This window comes from Paenibacillus sp. MMS20-IR301, assembly GCF_032302195.1.
In the GTDB taxonomy this organism is placed as follows: Bacteria; Bacillota; Bacilli; order Paenibacillales; family Paenibacillaceae; genus Paenibacillus_AQ.
Genome location: NZ_CP135275.1, coordinates 1,345,934 through 1,367,571, shown reverse-complemented (window position 1 = coordinate 1,367,571; position 21,638 = coordinate 1,345,934). Strand labels below are relative to the sequence as shown.

At 52.0% G+C, this 21,638-nt stretch carries 19 protein-coding genes; all 19 read right to left on the bottom strand.

Annotation, left to right across the window (positions count from 1 at the left end; genetic code table 11):
• Positions 1 to 12 precede the first annotated feature (12 nt).
• Complete coding sequence (gene infB / locus LOS79_RS06030) at positions 13 to 2,706, bottom strand: translation initiation factor IF-2 (RefSeq protein WP_315422019.1); 2,694 nt, start codon at positions 2,704 to 2,706, stop codon at positions 13 to 15.
• Positions 2,699 to 3,022, bottom strand: a complete 324-nt coding sequence (locus tag LOS79_RS06025) for a YlxQ family RNA-binding protein (protein WP_036724725.1) — start codon at positions 3,020 to 3,022, stop codon at positions 2,699 to 2,701. The genes infB and LOS79_RS06025 overlap by 8 nt, the downstream gene beginning before the upstream one ends.
• Complete coding sequence (gene rnpM / locus LOS79_RS06020; protein ID WP_315417020.1) at positions 3,015 to 3,323, bottom strand: RNase P modulator RnpM; 309 nt, start codon at positions 3,321 to 3,323, stop codon at positions 3,015 to 3,017. Before rnpM ends, LOS79_RS06025 begins: the two co-directional genes overlap by 8 nt.
• A 30-nt stretch (positions 3,324 to 3,353) precedes the next feature.
• Positions 3,354 to 4,451: a transcription termination factor NusA gene (gene nusA, locus LOS79_RS06015; RefSeq protein ID WP_315417019.1), complete on the bottom strand. Its 1,098-nt coding sequence runs from the start codon at positions 4,449 to 4,451 to the stop codon at positions 3,354 to 3,356.
• A gap of 26 nt (positions 4,452 to 4,477) precedes the next feature.
• A complete protein-coding gene (rimP, locus tag LOS79_RS06010) occupies positions 4,478 to 4,945 on the bottom strand; it encodes a ribosome maturation factor RimP (protein WP_315417017.1) in 468 nt (155 codons plus the stop codon).
• Between the two features lie 248 nt (positions 4,946 to 5,193).
• Positions 5,194 to 9,519 carry a PolC-type DNA polymerase III gene (locus LOS79_RS06005; RefSeq protein WP_315417016.1) on the bottom strand — a complete coding sequence of 1,442 codons (4,326 nt, stop codon included), beginning with the start codon at positions 9,517 to 9,519 and terminating at the stop codon, positions 5,194 to 5,196.
• Positions 9,520 to 9,673: 154 nt separating this feature from the next.
• Positions 9,674 to 11,122: a proline--tRNA ligase gene (gene proS / locus LOS79_RS06000; protein ID WP_315417015.1), complete on the bottom strand. Its 1,449-nt coding sequence runs from the start codon at positions 11,120 to 11,122 to the stop codon at positions 9,674 to 9,676.
• 102 nt (positions 11,123 to 11,224) lie between these two features.
• On the bottom strand, positions 11,225 to 12,499 hold the full coding sequence (gene rseP, locus LOS79_RS05995) for an RIP metalloprotease RseP (RefSeq protein ID WP_315417014.1): 1,275 nt from the start codon (positions 12,497 to 12,499) through the stop codon (positions 11,225 to 11,227).
• A gap of 146 nt (positions 12,500 to 12,645) precedes the next feature.
• A complete protein-coding gene (locus LOS79_RS05990) occupies positions 12,646 to 13,785 on the bottom strand; it encodes a 1-deoxy-D-xylulose-5-phosphate reductoisomerase (RefSeq protein WP_315417012.1) in 1,140 nt (379 codons plus the stop codon).
• Positions 13,786 to 13,807: 22 nt separating this feature from the next.
• Positions 13,808 to 14,611: a phosphatidate cytidylyltransferase gene (locus LOS79_RS05985; protein WP_315417009.1), complete on the bottom strand. Its 804-nt coding sequence runs from the start codon at positions 14,609 to 14,611 to the stop codon at positions 13,808 to 13,810.
• A gap of 21 nt (positions 14,612 to 14,632) precedes the next feature.
• Entirely contained in the window at positions 14,633 to 15,400 is a 768-nt protein-coding gene (locus LOS79_RS05980; RefSeq protein ID WP_315417008.1) for an undecaprenyl pyrophosphate synthase, read from the bottom strand.
• A 77-nt stretch (positions 15,401 to 15,477) separates the two neighbouring features.
• Positions 15,478 to 16,032: a ribosome recycling factor gene (gene frr / locus LOS79_RS05975; protein ID WP_315417006.1), complete on the bottom strand. Its 555-nt coding sequence runs from the start codon at positions 16,030 to 16,032 to the stop codon at positions 15,478 to 15,480.
• Complete coding sequence (gene pyrH / locus LOS79_RS05970) at positions 16,033 to 16,761, bottom strand: UMP kinase (protein ID WP_039295247.1); 729 nt, start codon at positions 16,759 to 16,761, stop codon at positions 16,033 to 16,035.
• Between the two features lie 106 nt (positions 16,762 to 16,867).
• Positions 16,868 to 17,518: a translation elongation factor Ts gene (tsf, locus tag LOS79_RS05965; RefSeq protein ID WP_315417004.1), complete on the bottom strand. Its 651-nt coding sequence runs from the start codon at positions 17,516 to 17,518 to the stop codon at positions 16,868 to 16,870.
• A 135-nt stretch (positions 17,519 to 17,653) separates the two neighbouring features.
• The gene (gene rpsB / locus LOS79_RS05960; RefSeq protein ID WP_036692565.1) at positions 17,654 to 18,355 is read right to left on the bottom strand and encodes a 30S ribosomal protein S2; all 702 of its coding nucleotides are present in this window, start codon (positions 18,353 to 18,355) and stop codon (positions 17,654 to 17,656) included.
• 196 nt (positions 18,356 to 18,551) lie between these two features.
• Positions 18,552 to 19,184 (bottom strand): hypothetical protein, encoded by a 633-nt coding sequence (locus tag LOS79_RS05955; RefSeq protein ID WP_315417002.1) that lies wholly within the window; start codon positions 19,182 to 19,184, stop codon positions 18,552 to 18,554.
• Entirely contained in the window at positions 19,181 to 19,762 is a 582-nt protein-coding gene (locus LOS79_RS05950) for a hypothetical protein (protein ID WP_315417001.1), read from the bottom strand. Before LOS79_RS05950 ends, LOS79_RS05955 begins: the two co-directional genes overlap by 4 nt.
• A gap of 69 nt (positions 19,763 to 19,831) precedes the next feature.
• Positions 19,832 to 20,140 (bottom strand): hypothetical protein, encoded by a 309-nt coding sequence (locus LOS79_RS05945; protein WP_315417000.1) that lies wholly within the window; start codon positions 20,138 to 20,140, stop codon positions 19,832 to 19,834.
• A 69-nt stretch (positions 20,141 to 20,209) separates the two neighbouring features.
• Positions 20,210 to 21,613: a flagellar assembly protein A gene (locus LOS79_RS05940; protein WP_315416999.1), complete on the bottom strand. Its 1,404-nt coding sequence runs from the start codon at positions 21,611 to 21,613 to the stop codon at positions 20,210 to 20,212.
• Positions 21,614 to 21,638 lie beyond the last annotated feature (25 nt).

Sequence of the window (21,638 nt, the reverse complement as noted above, 5' to 3'; positions counted from 1 at the left end):
TCACCTCTTCGCTTAGCGCTCTACCGTTTCCATGATGAACGCTTCAATAATGTCCCCCTCAACGAGGTCATTATAGCGTTCCAAAGTTATGCCGCATTCATAACCCTGCGCCACTTCTTTTGCATCATCTTTGAAACGTTTCAAGGTGTCGATCTTGCCTGTGAAGACAACGATACCGCTGCGGATCAGGCGCATTTCAGCATTACGGGTAATTTTGCCGTCTGTAACCATACAGCCTGCGACACTACCCACTTTGCTGATTTTGAATACGTTGCGCACTTCGGCATGGCCGATAACGTTCTCCTTGTAGATGGGATCAAGCATCCCCTTCATAGCACTTTCGATTTCTTCAATTACATTGTAGATAATGTTGTGCAGGCGTACATCCACTTTCTCCTGCTCAGCTGCTGCTTTCGTCTGGGCATCCGGACGAACGTTGAAGCCGATCACAATAGCATTGGATGCTGCCGCCAGCGTAATATCGGATTCTGTAATCGCGCCGGCACCGCTGTGAATAATCTTCACGCGCACGCCTTCGACTTCGATTTTGGCCAGGGAGCCTTTCAGCGCCTCAACCGAACCCTGTACGTCAGCTTTAATGATTACATTGAGATCCTTGATCTCGCCGTCTTTGATGTGCTTGAACAGATCATCCAGCGTTACGCGGGTGTTCGTATTCAGCTCGGACTGGCGCTGCGTAGTAGAACGTCTGTCAGCGATAGCACGTGCCTTGCGCTCATCTTCAAAGGCCATGAACGGATCGCCGGCCTGCGGCACCTCTGTCAAACCGGTAATTTCCACCGGTGTGGAAGGTCCTGCTTCCTTGATTTTGCGTCCCTTGTCATTAACCATAGCGCGGACACGTCCGAAGCAGTTCCCTGCCACGAAGGCGTCTCCGACCTTCAGCATACCGTTCTGTACAAGAATACGGGCTACCGGTCCACGGTTTTTGTCAAGCTCAGCTTCTATTACAGTACCGCGTGCCCGTTTGTCCGGGTTCGCTTTGTACTCATTCACTTCTGCAACCAGCAGAATCATTTCCAGCAGCTCTTCCAGGTTGATGCGCTGCTTGGCTGACAGGTTGACGAAGATCGTATCGCCGCCCCATTCTTCCGGAACCAGCTCATAGCTTGTGAGCTCCTGCTTCACTCTGTCCGGATCTGCACCCGGCTTATCGATCTTGTTAACAGCAACAATGATCGGAAGTCCGGCTGCTTTGGCATGGTTGATTGCTTCCACAGTCTGCGGCATTACGCCGTCATCAGCAGCTACAACGATAATCGTCATATCCGTTACCTGGGCGCCACGGGCACGCATAGCAGTGAACGCTTCGTGTCCAGGTGTATCCAGGAAGGTAATCTTCTTATGGTTGATTTCCACCTGATAAGCACCGATATGCTGTGTAATCCCGCCCGCTTCGCCGCCTGTAACATTCGTGGAACGGATAGCATCGAGCAAGGTTGTTTTACCATGGTCAACGTGTCCCATGATGGTTACAACCGGAGGACGGGTCTGCAGATCATCTTCGGAATCATTTTCTTCCACGGTTTCGAAGCTGTCTTCATCCACAGGAATCTTCACTTCTACTTCAACACCGAACTCGCCGGAAAGCAGCAGAATTGTATCGATATCAAGCTCCTGATTGATTGTGGCCATAACGCCCATCGAGATCAGCTTCTTGATTACTTCGGATGCATCCTTATGCAGCAGTTTCGCTGTCTCACCGACAGTCATGCTGCCGCGGACAATTATTTTCTTCGGTGTGTTGTCGATCTTCTCACGGTATACAACCGGCTGGTTCCTGCCGCGGTTATTCTTGCCGCCACGGCCGCGGAAATTGCCATTGCCGCCTTTGCCGTCTTCAAAACGCTTCTGGTTGCCGTTGTTGTTCGGTCTGCCGCCAGTAGCGTTCTTCTTAGGACCTCTGTCTCCGCCGCGCGAGAAATCTCCGCCTGCATTGCCTTGTCCCTGCGGACGGTCGCCGGTACGCGGTGCGCCTTGTCCTTGCGGACGGCTGCCAGTGGAGCTGCCCTGCGGACGGCTGCCGCCAGTGGAGCTGCCTTGCGGACGGTTGCCGCTTGAGCTGCCCTGCGGACGGCTGCCGCCGGTGGAGCTGCCTTGCGGACGGCTGCCGCCAGTGGAGCTGCCCTGCGGACGGTTGCCGCCGGTGGAGCTGCCCTGCGGACGGCTGCCGCCAGTGGAACTGCCTTGCGGACGGTTGCTGCCGGTGGAGCCTTGCGGACGGCTGCCGCTGGAGCTGCCCTGCGGACGGTTGCCGCCGGTAGAGCTGCCTTGCGGACGTGAATTCTGGGTGTTGCCTGTTGATTGTGTTCTGCGGGAATCTTGTCCGCTTTGGGGCCTTGGGGACGTCGTCGATTGGTTGTTGTTTTGGTTACTGTTCATACCTACCTGCTTTTCCGGTTGATTTTTGTTGGCATTCTGAGCACTCTGGGGTTCAGCTTTTACCGCTCCGGTAGTGACCGGACGGCTGCTGGTGCCGGCATCCCGCTTGGCTGCAGCATTTGACTTGATATCCTTGAAGAACTGCTCAACTTTGTTCACGGAGCCATTCTCCATGACACTCATATGATTATTCACAGGGACATCCAAACGCTTCAGAATTGTAATAATTTCTTTACTGCTCATGTTCAGAGACTTTGCATATTCGTATACGCGCAGCTTATCCTTATTGTCTTCTTTAGTCAATAACTCCACCTCCGACAGTATCTCCAAGCGTTCTGGAGATCATTTCCGCGAATCCTTTATCCGTAACGGCCAGCACAACGCGCTGGTCTTTACCAATACTTGCACCGAGCTCATCCCGGTGAAATGCGATTACTAGTGGAATATCGTAGGTCCCGCATTTATCGCGGAACTTCTTCTGGGTATTATCTGAAGCGTCACCTGCCAGGACGACCAGCTTCGCCTCTGAAGACCGTACTGCCTTAAGCACAGCCTCATCACCGGTGACAATCTTGCCTGCTCTCATCGCAAGCCCTAAATAAGAAAGTGTCTTACTCATTGTCCTCACTATCCTTCGCTGCCAAAAACTCGTCCTCCACAGATACGAAATCCCGGGCAAGCTGGGCATAGATTTCAGGACTCACCTGACATTTCAATGCGCGGTCAAGTGCTTTGGTCTTTTGTGCCAGCTTGAAGTATTCCAGTTTGCCGCAAATATAAGCGCCACGGCCTGACTTTTTGCCTGTCAGGTCAATGAGCACTTCGCCTTCAGGCGTTCTCACCACGCGAATCAGCTCTTTCTTGGGCATCATCTCTTGGCTGGCAACGCATTTACGCAGCGGCACCTTCCGTTGTTTCATCGTAGCGCCTCCCGTCAGTCAGCAGATTCATTAATCGATGGAGACGGAATCCTGATGCATTTCATCACTCAAAGTTTTGGGTCTGCCGTACTCCTGCTCCGCTTGAGTCTCGCTCTTGATATCAATTTTCCAGCCGGTCAGCTTAGCGGCAAGACGGGCATTCTGCCCTTTAATGCCGATCGCGAGCGACAGTTGATAGTCAGGCACGATTACACGGGCCATTTTCTCCGCTTCAAACACTTGAACCTCAAGCACCTTGGACGGGCTGAGCGCATTGGCCACATATTCCTGCACAAGCTCAGAATACCGCACAATATCAATCTTCTCGCCGCGAAGCTCAGTCACGATGGTCTGTACGCGCGTGCCTCTAGGGCCTACGCAGGAGCCAACCGGGTCAACTTCGGGATTACGCGAGAACACAGCGATTTTGGAGCGGAAGCCGGCTTCGCGGGCAACGGAACGGATTTCCACTACTCCGTCAAAAATCTCCGGCACTTCCAGCTCGAACAGACGCTTGAGGAGACCAGGATGGCTGCGGGACAGCATGATCTGCGGCCCTTTAGTTGTGTTCTCCACTTTGGTGATATACGCCTTGATCCGCTCGCTCTGCTTGAATTTCTCACCAGGCATAAGCTCGCTTAGCGGCAGAACCGCCTCAATTTTACCAAGATCCACATAAATATTACGCATATCCTGACGCTGCACAAGGCCGGTAACAATGTCATCTTCCTTGTCGATAAAGGCGTTATAGATAAGTCCGCGTTCCGCTTCACGGATACGCTGTGTAACCACCTGTTTGGCAGTCTGGGCAGCGATCCGGCCGAATTCACGCGGCGTTACCTCAAGCTCAGCGATATCCTCAAGCTGGAAATGCGGGTTGATCTCCCGGGCGCCCGGCAGAGAAATCTCTGTACGCGAGTCCAGAACCTCTTCCACAATCAGCTTGCGGGCAAACACCTTGATTACGCCAGTGTTGCGGTTCATATCCACACGCACATTCTGCGCCGCATTGTAATTGCGTTTATAGCTGGAGATCAGCGCAGCCTCGATAGCTTCAAACAGCACATCCTTGCTGATGCCTTTCTCCCTTTCCAGTTCATTCATAGCTTCAATAAACTCCATACTCATGAAATTCCGGTCCCCCTTTCAAGACGTTAAAAAATAATGGCCAATCTCGCACTTGCGACCTTGGCGTACGGTACAAGATGTTCTTTTTTGCCCGCGGAGATGAGCATTTCCTCATTCTCGAACGAGAGCAGGCGACCTTCGAATTCTTTGAGTCCCTGAATCGGCTCATACACCGTTACATAGACGTCCTTGCCGACCGCCTTTGTAACATCAGCTGCCTTCTTAAGCGGACGTTCTGCTCCGGGTGAGGAGACTTCAAGGAAATAAGCTTCGGTGAACGGATCATTCTCATCCAGCTTCTGGCTGATATATTCGCTGATGGTGCCGCAGTCATCGATATCGATGCCGCCTTCTTTATCTACGAATACGCGCAGAAACCAATTGGAGCCTTCCTTCACGTATTCAACGTCCACCAGTTCGAAACCATTGTCCTCGAGATAGGACCCAAGCAGCTGCTCAACCGTTTGTTTAATTTTGGATTTGGATGTGCTCAAAAGAAAATTACCTCCACGAACTTGTCTTTTGCTATATACCAAAGATAAAGAGTGGGTTTCCCCACTCTTTACACAACGGACTTATCTCATTATTACCAAAAAAATTATACCATAGTGAGTCGGCACTGACAAGTACCAGCCCTTGACTCCCCTGTTTCATGCGCTGTGCGGAGTTATTTATTACTCGGGGTCCCCGCAGAGTACCAGGCGATTCTTCGGAGCATTTGCTTCACTTTGTGGGGTCCTTTTTAGAATAAGGAAAGCTGATTGCTCTCCGGCAGCCCGCGGAAGCAGCCCATGCCGGTCAGCAGCTCGATTATCGTTTTACTGGCCTTGGATTTCTGCTGGAAATCCTCGATGGAGAGGAACTCTCCGGCATCCTTGGCAGCCGCAATATTGATTGCGGCATTGTCACCGATACCCGCAAGCGAGGAGAACGGCGGAATAAGACTCGTGCCGTCTACCGTAAACTTAGTGGCATCGGAACGGTACAGATCGATGTTCTTGAAGGTGAAGCCGCGCGCAGTCATCTCCAGCGCCATTTCCAGTACAGGAAGCATCGCTTTTTCCTTGGGCAGCGCCTGGAAGCCTTTGCCCTCGATCTCTACAATCTGACGGGCGATAGCTTCATATCCTTTACAGCAAAGCTCAATGTCGAAATCAGCAGCACGTACCGAGAAGTAAGTTGCATAATATTCAATCGGATGATACAGCTTGAAGAAGGCGGTCCGCACGGCAGAAATAACATAAGCGGCGGCATGCGCCTTCGGGAACATGTACTGGATTTTGAGACAGGAATCAATGTACCATTGCGGCACCTTGCAATTCTTCATCTCTTCAATCCATTCAGGAGGCAGCCCCTTCCCTTTACGCACGCTTTCCGTAATTTTGAAGGCGAGACTGGCGTCCATGCCCGCTTTGTAGATCAGATAGAGCATGATATCATCGCGGCAGCCGATAACCGTCTTAATGTTGCAGGTATTATTCTTGATCAGCTCCTGGGCATTTCCCAGCCACACTCCGGTACCGTGGGACAGCCCGGAAATCTGCAGCAGGTCGGCAAAGCTGGAAGGCTTGGCTTCCACAAGCATCTGGCGGACAAACTTTGTCCCCATTTCCGGCACCCCGTAGGTTGCTACAGGTGTACGGATCTGGTCCGGTCTCACCCCGAGCGCATCCGTGGAGTTGAACATGCTCATTACCTTCGGATCATTCATCGGAATGGTTGTCGGATCGACACCGGTCAGATCCTGCAGCATCCGCATCATGGTCGGATCATCGTGGCCCAGAATATCTAGCTTCAGCAGATTGGCATCGAAGGCGTGATAGTCAAAGTGCGTCGTCTTCCACTCTGCCGTAACATCATCTGCCGGGAATTGCACCGGGGTAATATCTTCAATCTCCATATAATCCGGTAAAACGACGATACCGCCGGGGTGCTGGCCCGTGCTGCGCTTAACGCCTGTACAGCCGGCTGCCAGGCGCCCTACCTCGGCTCCGCGCCAGCGCTTCTGATGATGCTCCTCATATTTCTTGGTGAACCCGAATGCTGTCTTCTCCGCAACTGTACCGATGGTACCGGCGCGGAATACGTTGTCCGGACCGAACATCGTTTTGGTAAAGTTATGGGCATTGGGCTGATACTCCCCGGAGAAGTTAAGATCGATATCGGGGACCTTATCCCCTTTGAAGCCCAGGAACGTCTCAAACGGAATATCCTGGCCTTCTCCCTTCAGCTTGCCTCCGCAGTCCGGGCAGGCCTTGTCCGGGAGGTCAAAGCCGCTCGGCACGCTGCCGTCGAGGAACCATTCGCTGTGCTTGCATTCCGGATTCACACAGATGTAATGGGCCGGCAGCGGGTTAACCTCCGAAATACCGAGGAAGGTAGCCACCACTGATGATCCCACCGAGCCGCGGGAGCCTACCAGGTAGCCGTCCTGGTTCGACTTTTTAACCAGCCGCTCCGAGATCAGATAGTTGGCGGAGAAGCCGTATTTGATAATCGGTGCCAGCTCTTTCTCCAGACGGGCAACAACAACCTCCGGCAGCTCTTCACCGTAGATAGATTTGGCAGTGTTGTAGCAGGTGCTGCGAATTTCATCGTCCGCACCTTCAATATTCGGCGTGAACAGCTCGCTCGGGAACAGGTCATATTCCTCGAAACGGTCCGCCAGCTCCACAGTATTCGTAACAACAACTTCCAGCGCTTTTTCCGAACCCAGGAATTCAAACTCGGCAAGCATCTCATCGGTCGTCCGGAAATGGGCATCCGGCTTATTCTGGTCCTTCAACGGACTGAAGCCGGTAATCCCGTGAATCGTAATATCGCGGAACAGCTTGTCACGCGGGTCCAGGTAGTGGACATTGCCTGTGGCAATAACCGGCTTGTTCATCTGCTCGCCGATTTCGCAAATTTTGCGGACTACATTACGTAAATCCTCTGCGCTCGCTACAAAACCTTTATCGACTAAATGCATATACATCGTCAGCGGCTGAATCTCCAGAACATCGTAGAACTGGGCTACCTCTATAGCTTCCTCCACCGTTTTGTTCAGTACGGTTTCAAAGAACTCCCCGCGCTCACAGCCGGAAATAACGATCAAGCCGTCGCGGTGCTCCTCCAGCTTCGATTTTGGAATACACGGTACACGTTTGTAGTACTCCGTATGCGACATGGAAATCAGCTTGTAGAGGTTCTTCTTGCCGGCAGGATTCAGCGCATAGATGCCGCAGTGAAACGGCCGGACATTCGACAGGTCATTGCCCACATAGTCATTCAGCCGGTCCAGCCGGGTTAGGCCCTTCATCTTCTCGGCATCAGCCAGGAGGCCGTTCAGAATGCCGCCCAGGGCAATCGTATCATCCACCGCACGGTGATGGCTCTCCAGCAGCACTTTGTATTTGTCGGCAAGCGTGTTAAGCCGGTGGTTCTTCATCGTCGGGAACAGCAGGCGCGCCAGCTCCAGCGTATCCAGCGAAGGATTCGGCAGCTGCGGCTGGCCCAGCTTCTTCAGGGATGCCTGAATGAATCCCATATCAAACCGGGCATTATGGGCAACGAGAATACTGTCGCCTACAAACTGGACAAACTCATTAAGCACGGGTTCCAGATCAGGAGCGTCCTTAACCATCTCATCGGTGATATTGGTCAGCTGCTGGATATGGTACGGAATTTTTTCATGCGGATTAACGAAGGTCGTATAACGGCCCAGCTCTTTGCCTTCACACATTTTGATTGCTGCAAGCTCGGTAATATTATTGCGGGTGATCGACAGACCGGTGGTTTCAATATCGAATACAACGTAGGTTGCAGTCTTAAGATCCATCGGCTGGGCGTTCTCCACAATATTAACCGCGTCATTAACAACATTGGCCTCAACACCGTAGATCAGCTTAATCTTATTCTTATGGGCCGCATGGTTCGCATCCGGGAAGCTTTGCACATTGCCATGGTCGGACACGGCAATTGCCGGATGGCCCCACTTGGCAGCCGTTTTGACATACGTGGTAATTGGCGTTACAGCATCCATTGTACTCATGGTCGTATGCAGGTGAAATTCAACCCGCTTCTGCTTCGCGGTATCCTTGCGGCCTGCCGGTGCGGAAACTTCGGTTAAATCCGAGGGGATCATGACCAGCTCCGGAATCTGCATGAACCGGTCGTATTCCACCTTTCCGCGCGCCCGGACCCACTTGCCGTTGGCCAGCTGGCCCATAACCTTCAGATCCTCTTTGGTTTTGGCGAACATCTTCATCTGCAGGGAGTCGGTAAAGTCGGTAATGCAGAAGGTGAACAGGGTGTTCCCGTTACGCAGCTCCTTAGTATCCAAGCCGAAGATTGTCCCTTGAATGGTAATCTTCTTCTCTTCGTCCTGGATTTCCAGAATGGATACCGCCTGCTCCTTAATCTCATTGCCTACCTGAAGCTTAATCACCTCATTCGGGTCACCGGTCTCTTCCGGCTCCTCCGGTTCGCTTGTCATCATCATGAGCTCAACCAGCTCCCGCTGCTCCTGCTGCAGCTTCTGCTGGAATTCTTCATAAGCATCTGCTTTGCTCTCCGCCTCGGCTATCTGCAGCTTCACTTTCAGGGTCAGACCGAAATACTTATCATAAAATTTAATAATTGCAGATTCTATACCCTTCTTGCGGGCCAGCTCCAGTGACATCGTATCGTTCAGGCTGAGGATCAGCAGCCCTTCCTGCAGCTCCTGGCTTGAGCGTGTCAGCCACCCGTTGACGGAAGGAATCTCCCGCTGTGCCCACTCCAGGAACATTCCCCAGTACTCTTGCACGATATCTGACCTGCTGATAGTCTCATCATATATAAACAGGAAGCTGACTTTGGCAATATGCTGCAGCTTCTCTCGCATTCGAAGGGCAAAGGCCCGGTAGGTCTGTGCGGGAACCAGGCTTTCTTTGGCAATTACGATATGCCAGTCACGGTTGCCGCGGCTGATTTCAACGCGTTCAATCTGACCATCCATGAAATAAGGATCAATGATTGCCGGCGGGATTTCCCCCTGCTTCATCAACAGCTCGAACCTTTTCCTTCTCTCCACGTTATGCTCCATGCTTCCCCACCTAACCCTCGGCAATAATTGAGTATAAACCCATACTTCTATTGTAAGAAAAAGCTTCCGGCTTGAGGTGCATTGGGTATTTGCGGCCCGCCGACTCCTCTCGCCAGAAGCTAGTATGAAAAATCAGCCAAACCGATGCCGCCGCTTAATAAGCCTTGGCAAATACAACTGTATGCTGTGCAGGCTGCCCGCAGCAGATGCAGGTCTCCTTACGCTCAGCTGGATTGAACGGAATGTTCCGGCTGCCTGCGCCGGTCTCTTCCTTCACCTTCGATTCGCATTCATCCGATCCGCACCAGCCGGCCAGTGCGAACCCGCGCTTCTCTTCCATGGATTCTTTCATTTGCTCCAGGGTATCCACAGAGTAGAAATGATCCTCGCGGAACTGCAGCGCCCGCTCGAACATTTCCTGATGAACCTGCTCCAGCATGGCATTGACTTCTGCGACCAGGTTCTCCTGCTGGATTACCTTCTTCTCGCCGCTGATCCGCGATACAAGCACGCAGACTCCGTTCTCCATGTCACGCGGCCCCAGCTCAAGACGTACAGGAACACCGCGCATTTCATATTCATTGAACTTCCAGCCTGGCGTTACATCGGCACGGTCATCCACACGCACGCGGATACCGGCGCTCTTCAGTTCCTTGAACAGCTCGTCGGTACGCCCGATTACGGCATCACGGGTTTTAGGCGGTCCGATTGGAATCATAATGACCTGTGTAGGTGCCACCTTAGGCGGCAGAGCGAGTCCGCGGTCATCGCCGTGAACCATAATTAGCGATCCAATCAGGCGTGTGGTGGAGCCCCATGAAGTGGTGTGTGCATACTCCAGCACGTTATCACGGCTCAAATATTGAATATCAAACGCTACTGCAAATTTGGTTCCCAGATAATGCGAGGTCGCCGCCTGAACAGCCCGTCCATCCTTCATCATGGCTTCAATGGAATACGTATCTACCGCACCGGCGAAACGCTCGGATGGTGTCTTCTGTCCGGTCACTACCGGAATAGCCAGATAGGTCTCGGCAAAGTCACGATAGTTATCAAGCATCTTCATCGTTTCTTCACGTGCTTCCGTCTCATTCTCATGAGCGGTGTGGCCTTCCTGCCACAGGAATTCAGTAGTCCGGATAAACGGCAGTGTGCGCTTCTCCCAGCGGACTACGTTAGCCCATTGGTTGATGAGCACGGGGAGATCACGGTACGACTGAATCCACTTGGAATACATATGGCCGAACATGGTTTCTGAAGTCGGACGGATCGCCAGACGTTCCTCCAGCACATCCCCGCCCGCCTCGGTCACCCACGGCAGCTCCGGGTTAAAGCCCTCCACATGCTCTTTTTCCTTCTGGAAAAAGCTCTCCGGGATGAAGAGCGGGAAATAAGCATTACGGTGTCCCGTTTCCTTGAGGCGGCGGTTCATTTCCTCCTGGATATGCTCCCAGATTTCATACCCGTCCGGCTTGAATACGATACAGCCGCGGACCGGAGAGTAGTCCATCAGATCCGCTTTCTTAATTACATCAATGTACCAGCGTGAGAAATCCTCGCCCTGGGGCGTGATTTCCGTAACGAACTGCTTGTCTTTAGCCATGTAACGAAGTCCTCCTAAATTCCCCCCGCAAAGCGCCAGCCAGCCAATGAAGCCGGTTTAACTGCTCTGCAGGGACTCCGAAAGAATATAATATGAACGTAATCAGCCGCTGATGAGGCGTAAAATATCATTATAAGTAACAGCAATCATCACCAGGAACAGCAGGGCAAAGCCGACGAAGTGAACCATCCCTTCCCGGCTCGGGTCGACCGGCTTGCCGCGCAGCGCCTCTACCCCGAGAAAGACAAGCCGGCTGCCATCCAGTGCAGGAATCGGCAGCAGATTGAAGATCCCCAGGTACAGGCTAAGAATAGCTGCCCAATAGGTCAAATACTGAATCCCCTGCTGGGCGATCTGTCCGGTCATCTGGAAGGTGCCGACCGGCCCGGAAATATCATCCATGTTGAACTTGTTAATCAGCTGTTTGAAGCCGATGAAAATCAGCTTGGTCGTATCCACCATCGCTGTGCCTGATTTGGTGATGGTTTCACCAACTCCCGCCTTGCGTGTAGGCAGCTCCGGTGTGATCCCTACTTTGCCGCCTTCTTCCCCTTCCATGCTCCGGGGTATCATGGCCACACTAAAGTTTTCTCCGCCGCGCTGCAGCGTCCAGGTCATTTCTTTGCCCTTGGAGGCAGAGGTGAGCGAAATCATCTTCTGGTAATCCCCGCCGATGGCTTCACCGTTCACGGAGACAACAATGTCGCCCTTCTGCAGTCCGGCTTCCTGTGCAGGCATCCCCTGGCTGACATCACCGATCTTGACATAGGTCGGATTCTCCACCTGGATTCCAGCCATCTGCAAATGCAGTGCGAACAGCACAAACGCAAGGATAAAGTTCATAACAGGTCCGGCAAAGATCGCTACCGCGCGCTGAGCCACCGTTTTACTGCCGAACTGGCGGTCTTTAGGGGCGATCTGCGTCTGCTGGCTGCCTTTAATCAGCATCGCCTGCGGATGGACATCATAAGTGGTTACTTCGCCGTCCACATCCAGACGGATCTTCAGCTCATTCTCAAGATCCGTAAACTGTGCTTCACCACGGATTACATTTCTGCGTGTATCCAGCAAATCCAGATAAATATTCTTTACTTTATTATCCTGGCCCAGCCTGACCGCAATCGTCTGCCCGGGGCCGATCTCAATCATCTCCGGATCTTCCCCGGCCATGCGGGCATATCCGCCGAACGGCAGCAAACGAAGCGTGAACTGGGTTTCCCCGCGTTTATAAGAAAACAGTTTCGGACCGAAACCGATAGCAAATTCCCTTACAAGAATTCCGGCGCGTTTGGCGAAATAGAAATGTCCCCATTCATGGACAGTCACCAGTACAAAGAACATTAGCACCGTTAAAAAAACGACTCTGACCATCTCCATAGCGTAAACTTCCCCCCCTTTAGGTGTAAGACCGAAGTATGTCCTCTTAATTTATCATTATTCCAAGGTACGGCACAAGAGAATCAACAGTCCACCCCTATTTTTCAGGGTACAGCAATTATTGCCAATACGAAAAGCAGGTCCTCTTACAGACTGGTCGCAAGTTTCCGGGTGAGCGCATCACAATGCTGAATCTGCTCCAGATCGGGATTTGCTGTATTATTATGCCGCTGAAGCACCTCTGCAATAATCTCATCAATCTGCAAAAACGGAATTTCCCTGCGCAGGAAACGGGCAACCGCAATTTCATTGGCGGCATTAAAGGCGGTTGGCGCCGTCCCCCCGGCCTTGCCGCTGTCGATCGCCAGCTTCAGCGCCGGATAACGTACATAATCCATCTCCCGGAAGTTAAGGCGGCCTACCTTGGCCAAGGAGAGGCGTTCAGCAGGCGACTGCCAGCGCTCCGGATACGTAAGCGCGTATTGGATCGGGACACGCATATCTGGTGTACCGAGCTGGGCAATAACGCTGCTGTCACGAAACTCCACGAAGGAGTGAATGATGCTCTCCGGATGCAGCAGCACATTAATCTGCTCATAAGGAAGGCCGAACAGATAGTGGGCTTCGATGACCTCCAGCCCCTTGTTGACCATCGTTGCCGAATCAATCGTAATTTTGGCTCCCATGCTCCAGTTAGGATGGCGCAGCGCATCCTCAACCGTAACATTCACCAGTTGCTCCCGGGTATAATCGCGGAAAGAGCCGCCGGAGGCCGTAACGGTTATTGAGGCAATATCCTGATGACGCTCGCCGTTCAGACACTGGAAGATCGCCGAATGCTCGCTGTCCACAGGCAGCAGCCTGACCCCTCTGCGCTCAGCCCGTTCTGTAACGAGATGCCCGGCTGTAACCAGAGTTTCCTTATTGGCAAGTCCGATGTGTCTGCCGGCATCAATAGCTGCAAGCGTGGACTCCAGGCCGACACTTCCAACCACTGCTGTAACAACAATCGCCGCGTCTCCGCCAGCGGCAATCTCCACCATGCCTTCACTTCCGCTGTACAGCTCTACACCGGCAGGCAGGCTGGGCCGGATCTCCTCAGCCAGCGCACGGGTTGAGACGGAAATGCGGCGCGGCTTAAAGCGGTGAACCTGCTCCAGCAGCAGGGCAATATTGCTGCCCGCCGCCAGCCCGTCCACTTCAAACTGGTCGGGGTGCATAGCTACGACATCCAGCGTTTGCGTGCCGATGGAGCCGGTAGAGCCGAGAATACTAATTCTTTTCACAGTTGCAACCTTCTCCCTGTCGTTAAATGTAAGGCATCAGCATTACGATATGTACGAAAGGAAATACGATAATCCAGCTGTCACAGCGGTCCAGGATGCCTCCGTGGCCCGGCAACAGTGAGCCTGAATCCTTAATACCGTACACCCGTTTATAGGCAGACTGTACAAGATCTCCGAGCTGGCCCAGAACCGCGCAGGACATACCGATTAGCAGCGCACGGCCGATTCCCAGCAGATCAGGAACAAACAGGGCAAAAGCTACTGAAATAACAGCAGAGATGAACACTCCGCCAAGAGCCCCTTCGATCGTTTTATTGGGACTGATTGCAGGCCAAAGTTTGTTTTTGCCAAGGCTTCTGCCGACGAAATAGGCACCGGCGTCACTTCCCCAGATGCAGCATAAGAGCAGCAGGGTCCAGAACAGGCCATGTCCGTCGCCGGCGGCTCGGGCAGTGGCCATATAGGAGAACCCCATCCCTATGTAGACTATCCCGGTAAACATCAGTGCAGTGATTTTGATATCCAGCTTATTTTTACTGAAGACCGTTACGAGCAGGAACAGCAGCAGCAGCAGCCATACGCCTTGCTCCCAGGACAAGAATTTCTGAACACCAAGCAAATCCCAAGGGATCATGAAGCATAATATGGAGACATAACCAAGCACAGCAGTCCCTCCGAAGGTTGCTGTACCTGTCATTTTTACAAATTCATAATAGCCGACGAGGGCCATGCCGATAAGCAAAAGCTGATATGGCCATCCTCCTAAAAAACACAAGCCCAAAAACAGGGCTCCGGCAACAATCCCGGTAATCAATCGCTGCTTCAAAGATTCCCATCTCCCATCAGGCTACTTCAATCCACCATAACGGCGTGTGCGGCGCTGATATTCCGCCACAGCCTGCATCAGATGCGTCTTGTCAAACTCCGGCCAGTACGCATCTGTAAACCAAAATTCACTGTAGGCGATTTGCCAGAGCATAAAGTTGCTTAGACGCATCTCACCGCTTGTGCGGATCAGCAGATCGGGATCTGGCAGCCCGCCGGATAACAGCCGGCTGTCGATGAGGTCCGAAGTAATCTCCTCCGGTGTCAGAAGCCCCGCCTGAATATCTTTACCCAGGCCTCGCATACAGTCCTCAATTTCTTTCCGTCCACCGTAGTTCAGAGCAAAATTCAGAATAAGTCCGGTATTCATTGCGGTCCGGGCAACCGCTTCTTCCATCGCCTTGCGCGTGTGGAAAGGAAGCGCCTCGGCATCGCCCATTACACGTACCTGTACATTCTTCTCAATGAGTTCATCCAGTTCAAGCGCCAGAAATTCCACGGGCAAGCGCATCAGGAAATCGACTTCGTCCTTCGGACGCTTCCAGTTCTCCGTGGAGAACGCGTACATGGTCAAGAACTCAATTCCCAGGTCATCCGCCGCGATCGTCGCACGTTTGACAGCCTTCATCCCGTTCTGATGGCCTACAATACGCGGCAACCCGCGCCGTTTCGCCCAGCGGCCGTTGCCATCCATAATGATAGCCACATGCCGGGGAATATTATCCGGTGAAATCTCGACTGGCTGCTGCCTGTCTTTACGGCTCAGCCATTCTTGAATCCGTTTGATCATTTCCGTTTCCTCCAAGCTCTTATCAGAAAGAGACAAACCCCACCTAAACGGAGGGGCCTGAAGTCTCTTGAATTTCGTTATACTTCCATAATCTCTTTTTCTTTGGACAAGAGCACTTTATCGACTTCGGCTATGAACTTATCCGTTGATTTCTGGATATCTTCCTGGTGTCCATGTGACTCATCTTCTGAAATTCCGTTCTTCTCCATCTTCTTGATGTCATCGTTGGCATCACGGCGGATGTTACGGATAGCCACCTTAGCTTCTTCGCCAAACTTCTTGGTGAACTTAACAAGCTCACTGCGGCGTTCTTCGGTAAGCGGCGGAATCGACAGGCGGATTACAGTACCGTCATTAGCCGGTGTAATTCCGATATCAGATTTCATGATGGCCCGCTCAATATCAGACATCGAGGTTTTATCCCATGGCTGGATGAGCAGTGTCCGGGAATCCGGCGTGCTGATGTTAGCGAGCTGATTGATCGGGGTCGGAGCACCGTAATATTCCACCTGAATGCGGTCCAGGAGTGACGTCGACGCACGCCCCGCCCGCAAGGTAGCCAGGTCACGCTTCAGCGACAGAATCGCTTTTTCCATACGCTCTTCGGCATTTTTCTTAACCGATTGTGGCATTTAATTTACACTCCCTTTGACAATCGTCCCGATTTTCTCACCGAGAACGACACGTTTGATATTGCCTTGCTCTGTAATAGCAAACACAATGAGCGGTATATTATTATCCATGCAGAGAGAGGAAGCGGTAGAATCCATCACACCCAGATTCTTATTCAGAATATCCATGTAAGTCAGCTGCTCATACTTCACAGCAGTGCTGTCCTTGAACGGATCGGCGGAATACACTCCGTCCACCTTGTTCTTCGCCATCAGGATGACTTCAGCTTCGATTTCAGCCGCTCTAAGCGCTGCGGTCGTATCCGTGGAGAAGAAGGGATTGCCTGTACCTGCGGCAAAAATAACGACCCGGCCTTTTTCCAGGTGCCGGATAGCCCGGCGGCGGATATACGGTTCAGCGATCTGCTGCATGGCAATAGAGGTCTGCACCCGTGTAGGCACATCAATCTGCTCCAGGGCATCCTGCAGAGCCAGCGAGTTCATCACGGTTGCCAGCATTCCCATATAATCTGCTGTTGCCCGGTCGATACCGCTTGCGCTTCCAGCGATTCCGCGCCAGATATTGCCCCCTCCGCACACAATGGCAACCTGAACTCCAAGCTCGACTACTTCCTTAACCTGCTCCGCGATGGAGATAATCGTCTCGGCATCGATGCCATAGCCATTCTGTCCTGCGAGTGATTCACCGCTAACCTTAAGGACTACTCTCTTAAATACCGGTTGTTCCAATTGTATACCCTCACTTTCTTACAAAAGACGGAACACTACTTGGATGTGTTCCGCTCTTTTGATGCTTGCCTTTATTCAGTTCTTGACCTTTATTGTTACAAAGCTATTATTGGTTAACCTGAGCCATTACTTCTTCAACGAAATTGTCGACTTTCTTCTCGAGGCCTTCACCCAGCTCGTAGCGCACGAAACGGCGGATGGAGATGTTTTCACCGATCGTGCTGATCTTTTCATTCAGCAATTGGGAGATCGTCTTATCCGGGTCTTTAACGAAAGACTGCTCAAGCAGGCAATTTTCTTCGTAGAACTTGCTGATGCGGCCTTCTACCATTTTTTCAACGATTTTCTCTGGCTTGCCTTCATTCAGCGCTTGAGCCTTAAGGATTTCTTTTTCTTTTTCCAGATCTGCAGTCGGTACTTCTTCACGGCGTACATACAGCGGGCTAGCTGCTGCGATTTGCATTGCGATATCACGTGCGAATTCTTTGAAGGAATCAGTTTTACCTACGAAGTCAGTTTCGCAGTTGATTTCCACCAGAACGCCGATACGGCCGCCAGCGTGAATGTAAGATTCAATAGTACCTTCAGTAGCGATACGTCCAGCTTTGTTAGCTGCTGCAGACAAGCCTTTTTCACGAAGCAATTCTGCTGCTTTGGTAATATCGTTATTCGCTTCTTCCAGCGCTTTTTTGCAGTCAAGCATACCTGCGCCTGTTCTTTCACGAAGTTCCTTTACTGCTTTTGCATCTACTGCCATTGTTATTCCCTCCAGATAATTGTCGTTGTCTTATGCGAGCACGGGGCCCATTATCCTAAAAAAAGGGCAGTGAGAGGTTATCCACCTGCCAACCACCCTTTTCATTTAAGTTCTTGTGTATGTTTTGGAGACTACTTAGGCAGTAGTTGTGTCTTCGCCCTGATGAGCTTCAACAACAGCGTCAGCCATTTTACCAGTCAACAGTTTTACAGCGCGGATAGCGTCGTCGTTACCTGGAATTACGTAGTCGATTTCGTCCGGATCGCAGTTAGTATCAACGATAGCTACGATTGGAATACCCAATTTGCGAGCTTCTGCTACTGCAATACGCTCTTTACGCGGGTCGATGATGAACAGCGCGCTTGGAAGACCTTTCATGTTCTTGATACCGCCCAGGAATTTCTCAAGACGATCTTTCTCTTTGCGGAGAAGGATAACTTCTTTCTTAGGCAATACTGCGAAGGTACCGTCTTCTTCCCAAGCTTCCAATTTCTTCAGGCGGTCAATACGCTTCTGAATTGTCTGGAAGTTAGTCAGGGTACCACCCAGCCAACGTTGGTTAATGAAGAACATGCCCGAACGTTCAGCTTCTTCTTTAACAGAGTCTTGTGCTTGTTTCTTTGTTCCTACGAAGAGGATAGTGCCGTTGTCGCCAGCGACGCTCTTAACAAAGTTGTAAGCTTCCTCTACCTTTTTGACTGTTTTCTGCAGGTCAATAATGTAAATTCCGTTTCTTTCAGTGAAGATATAACGATCCATCTTAGGGTTCCAGCGACGAGTCTGGTGACCGAAGTGTACCCCAGCTTCGAGAAGCTGTTTCATGGAGATTACTGCCATCTTCACACACCTCCTAATATTGGTTTATTGTGTGTCTCCTCCGCCGCGTGTCATCTTTCTACAAGACTTTCTTCAGAAGAAAGCACCTCTTGTCGAAATCAACCGGCGTGTGTTTTAACACCGTCAATTACTATACCATATTAAAACAATCTATGCAACGACTGCTGCGAATTTATATTTGCTTATGCAAAAGAACTTATTTCTTTACCGTTATCAGCTTATCAATAATGGAGTCAATACTTTCCCCTTTAGCAAAGCTGTAACTGCCGTACTGGATAATCTTATTAGCTTTGCGGCTGACGGCCGCCTGCAGAAATTTCGTCTTATCCTGAATCACCCCTGCCTCCGCCAGCAGGTCAGCGGTCTGGGAGAGCGTAATCCCTGTCGGAATACGGACGGAAATGGCATCATTTACACTGACTGCAGGAGCCTCCGGATTTGCCGGAGCTGCAGTGCCTGTATCCGCGGCTTCATTCTGCGGCTGAGAAGGCGCTGACGGCTTGAGAGGCGTAACTGCAGCACTTGGTTCTGCAGCAGCTTCCGGCGGGACTGCAGGAGCCGGGGACGGAGCTGCTGTAGCTTCCGGCGCCGGGGTCTGCCCGGCTGCTTGAGCTGGTTCATCCGTTGTTCCGCCCTCCGGTGCAGGTGTTGCTTCGCCAGCAGCCGTATCCGCCGGGTCCGTAACGGTCAGATTCAATCTGGCCGCCTCGCGGATCAGCTCCTCCTTGGTCAGCGGTGCTACCCGTGCGGAGAACATCAGCTGCAGGAGCAGAGCGCCGGCAATGAGTCCTGCTCCAAGTCCAAGCATGAAGTAACGGTTCCTGATCATACCGATTCCTCCTGGTGGGCGAGCTGCAGAATCAGCTGGACTTCACCACGCTGCAGGCCTGCGGTCTTCGCGATTGAATCAATTGATTTACCCTGCTCATGCAGCTCGAACAGCCGCGGATACCGCAGCCTGATGGAGCTGACAGGCTTCGGCTTGGCCTGCGGAATCTCTTCTGCTGCTGAAGCTGCGTCTGGTGCAGCAGCTGCAGTGCGGGCAGCAGAAGCTTCACGGCTGCCAAAGGCTGACGATAGCTGCAGCAGCCCCTTTTCTTCCGCTGTCAGCCGGGCATCCAGGAGCAGCAGCGTCTTCTGCAGCTCATTCACCTGCTCCCGCAGCCCGCCGATCTCCTCCTGCAAGGCCGCTTTATTACTTTGTGACTGTGCTTTGATGCCGCCGACGAGCTGCAGCAGCTCTGTGTTCTCATGCTCAATGTCGGCCATGTAGAGCTCAAGTACCGCTTCTGTCTCCTTCAGGCTCTTCTTTTCATCCGAATCCTCTTTATGCGTCTTCGCCGGCAGCCTCAGGGCATAAACGATAGCAACTGCACCCACCAGCACAATATATACCCATGGTTCCAAATATCTGATCCCCTTTAATAATCATTTCAAGTGTAGCTTATGTCTTTCATTTCGTGTCAGCATGCATGCTTAAAGACTGAGATCTATACGGTGCCCCTTGAAGGGATGTTCAGCATCGTGAGCGTTGTCCTGCTTGCGCGGCTTATGCTTCTGCGCATGACCCTCCGGAGAATTCCCCTTGCCGCCGTCTCGCAGGGCTGATTCCGCCGATTCATCCACCTCACTGCTCCGCATGGCAATCTCCTGGCTGTGCTTGACATTCAGGCCGGCTAGTTGCTGCTGGTCGAGTGCAGGGCGATGTTGCAGACTGTTCTGGACTTTCCCGGCTTCATGTGTCCGGGGTAAGGCAATTTGCAGTTCCACCGGTTTCAGACTCATAAGCTCCCTCTCCTCCCCATAATCAATCCAGAATCAAGGAATGGCAGGCCGCTTCCGCTGCCCGCCTGTTTAAATGTACGGCGACAGGGTGATATCCCCTTCACTGTAGATGAAGGAAACCCGCTCCGTCGGATCCTTAACGAACCGGGTGTACCGGCCGATTACGATCTTGGAGCCGCCGTAAATCGTTTTGATTACATCGACCCTTGCCTTGCCGGTATCCTCGAGCATCCGTTCGATCTCAAGTACACGCTCTTTGATCCTCTTTTCCTCGCGTATATGGGATTGCTTCGTTGCATTAAGCTTTACGCGCAGAGCCACCTTGTCCGGGGAGAGCTGACCGTTGTTCGCGAGCTGATTAAGAAGGTATAAGGCTTTGTTGGTTTTGTCTTCATTCTCCAAAAGCTGGCGCAGCTCCTGCCGCAGCTCATTAATCTCATTTCTCAGCTCAGGGACAACACCCACCTCAATCGCCGTAGCTGTCGACATTGTATTACCGATTGTCCGGGCAACAACACGTTCACCCGCCTGCACGGTACCGCCAACAATCAGTCCTTTTGAACCGTTGCAGAGCACGTCACGGCCGGCACGGATATTCGAGTGCATAATGCTCTGTGAGACGATAACATCTTCTCCGGCTACCACATTGCCATCCTGAATGAACGAGACCTTCACATTCTTGCCCGCAGTCACAAGCCCCTTGTTATAGCCGATAATTCCGCCTGTGATCTCAATGGAACCGCCTGCAATCAGCTCAGCCCCTTCTACTCCGCCAACGACACGGATATCCCCTGCTGATTTGACTGTAAAGCCGGTAAGCACATTGCCGCGGATAACTACCGTACCGACAAAGTCAATATTGCCTGTACTGTAATCTATATCCCCGTTCACTTCATAGACAGGAAAAACATTGATCTTGCCCTTGTCTGTCAGCGTAACCAAACCGTCAATCGCCGCGTACATGGAAGTCTCATCCTGGTCGATAAGCACGTTTTTCCCTACTTTGAAATGGGCGTCCTTCCCTGCTCTGGGAGCCATTTCGACTCCGGTCACCGTCTTCCCGCTGACACCCTTATCTGCCGGGATCAGCCTCGCAATCAGCTGGCCCTTCATTACATTGTGCAGCCGGACTAGCTCCTTATAATCGACCTTACCGTTTTCCTTCTCCAGCGGCTTACGGTCTTCCTCCAGGTCAATGGTCATCGCCACCCGCCCGTCCTTCCCGTTTATCGCAGGCTGGCCGATGGCAATTGGAACCCGGTTCCAGAAATACTCCTCCGGATTGCTGCTAATACGCTGGACAATGTCACGCTGGATGCCGAAACGAATGTTGTGACTGAACAGGAAGCTTTCAAGATCTTCAACTGAACACGAGAAATTCTCATCCTTCTTAATAAACTGGAGATAAGCAATCCCTAAATCATCCGAAAACGTAATACTCAGGTATTGGCTCAACACATATTGACCGATCATTTCCGCTCCCCCTTGTCACCGCCGC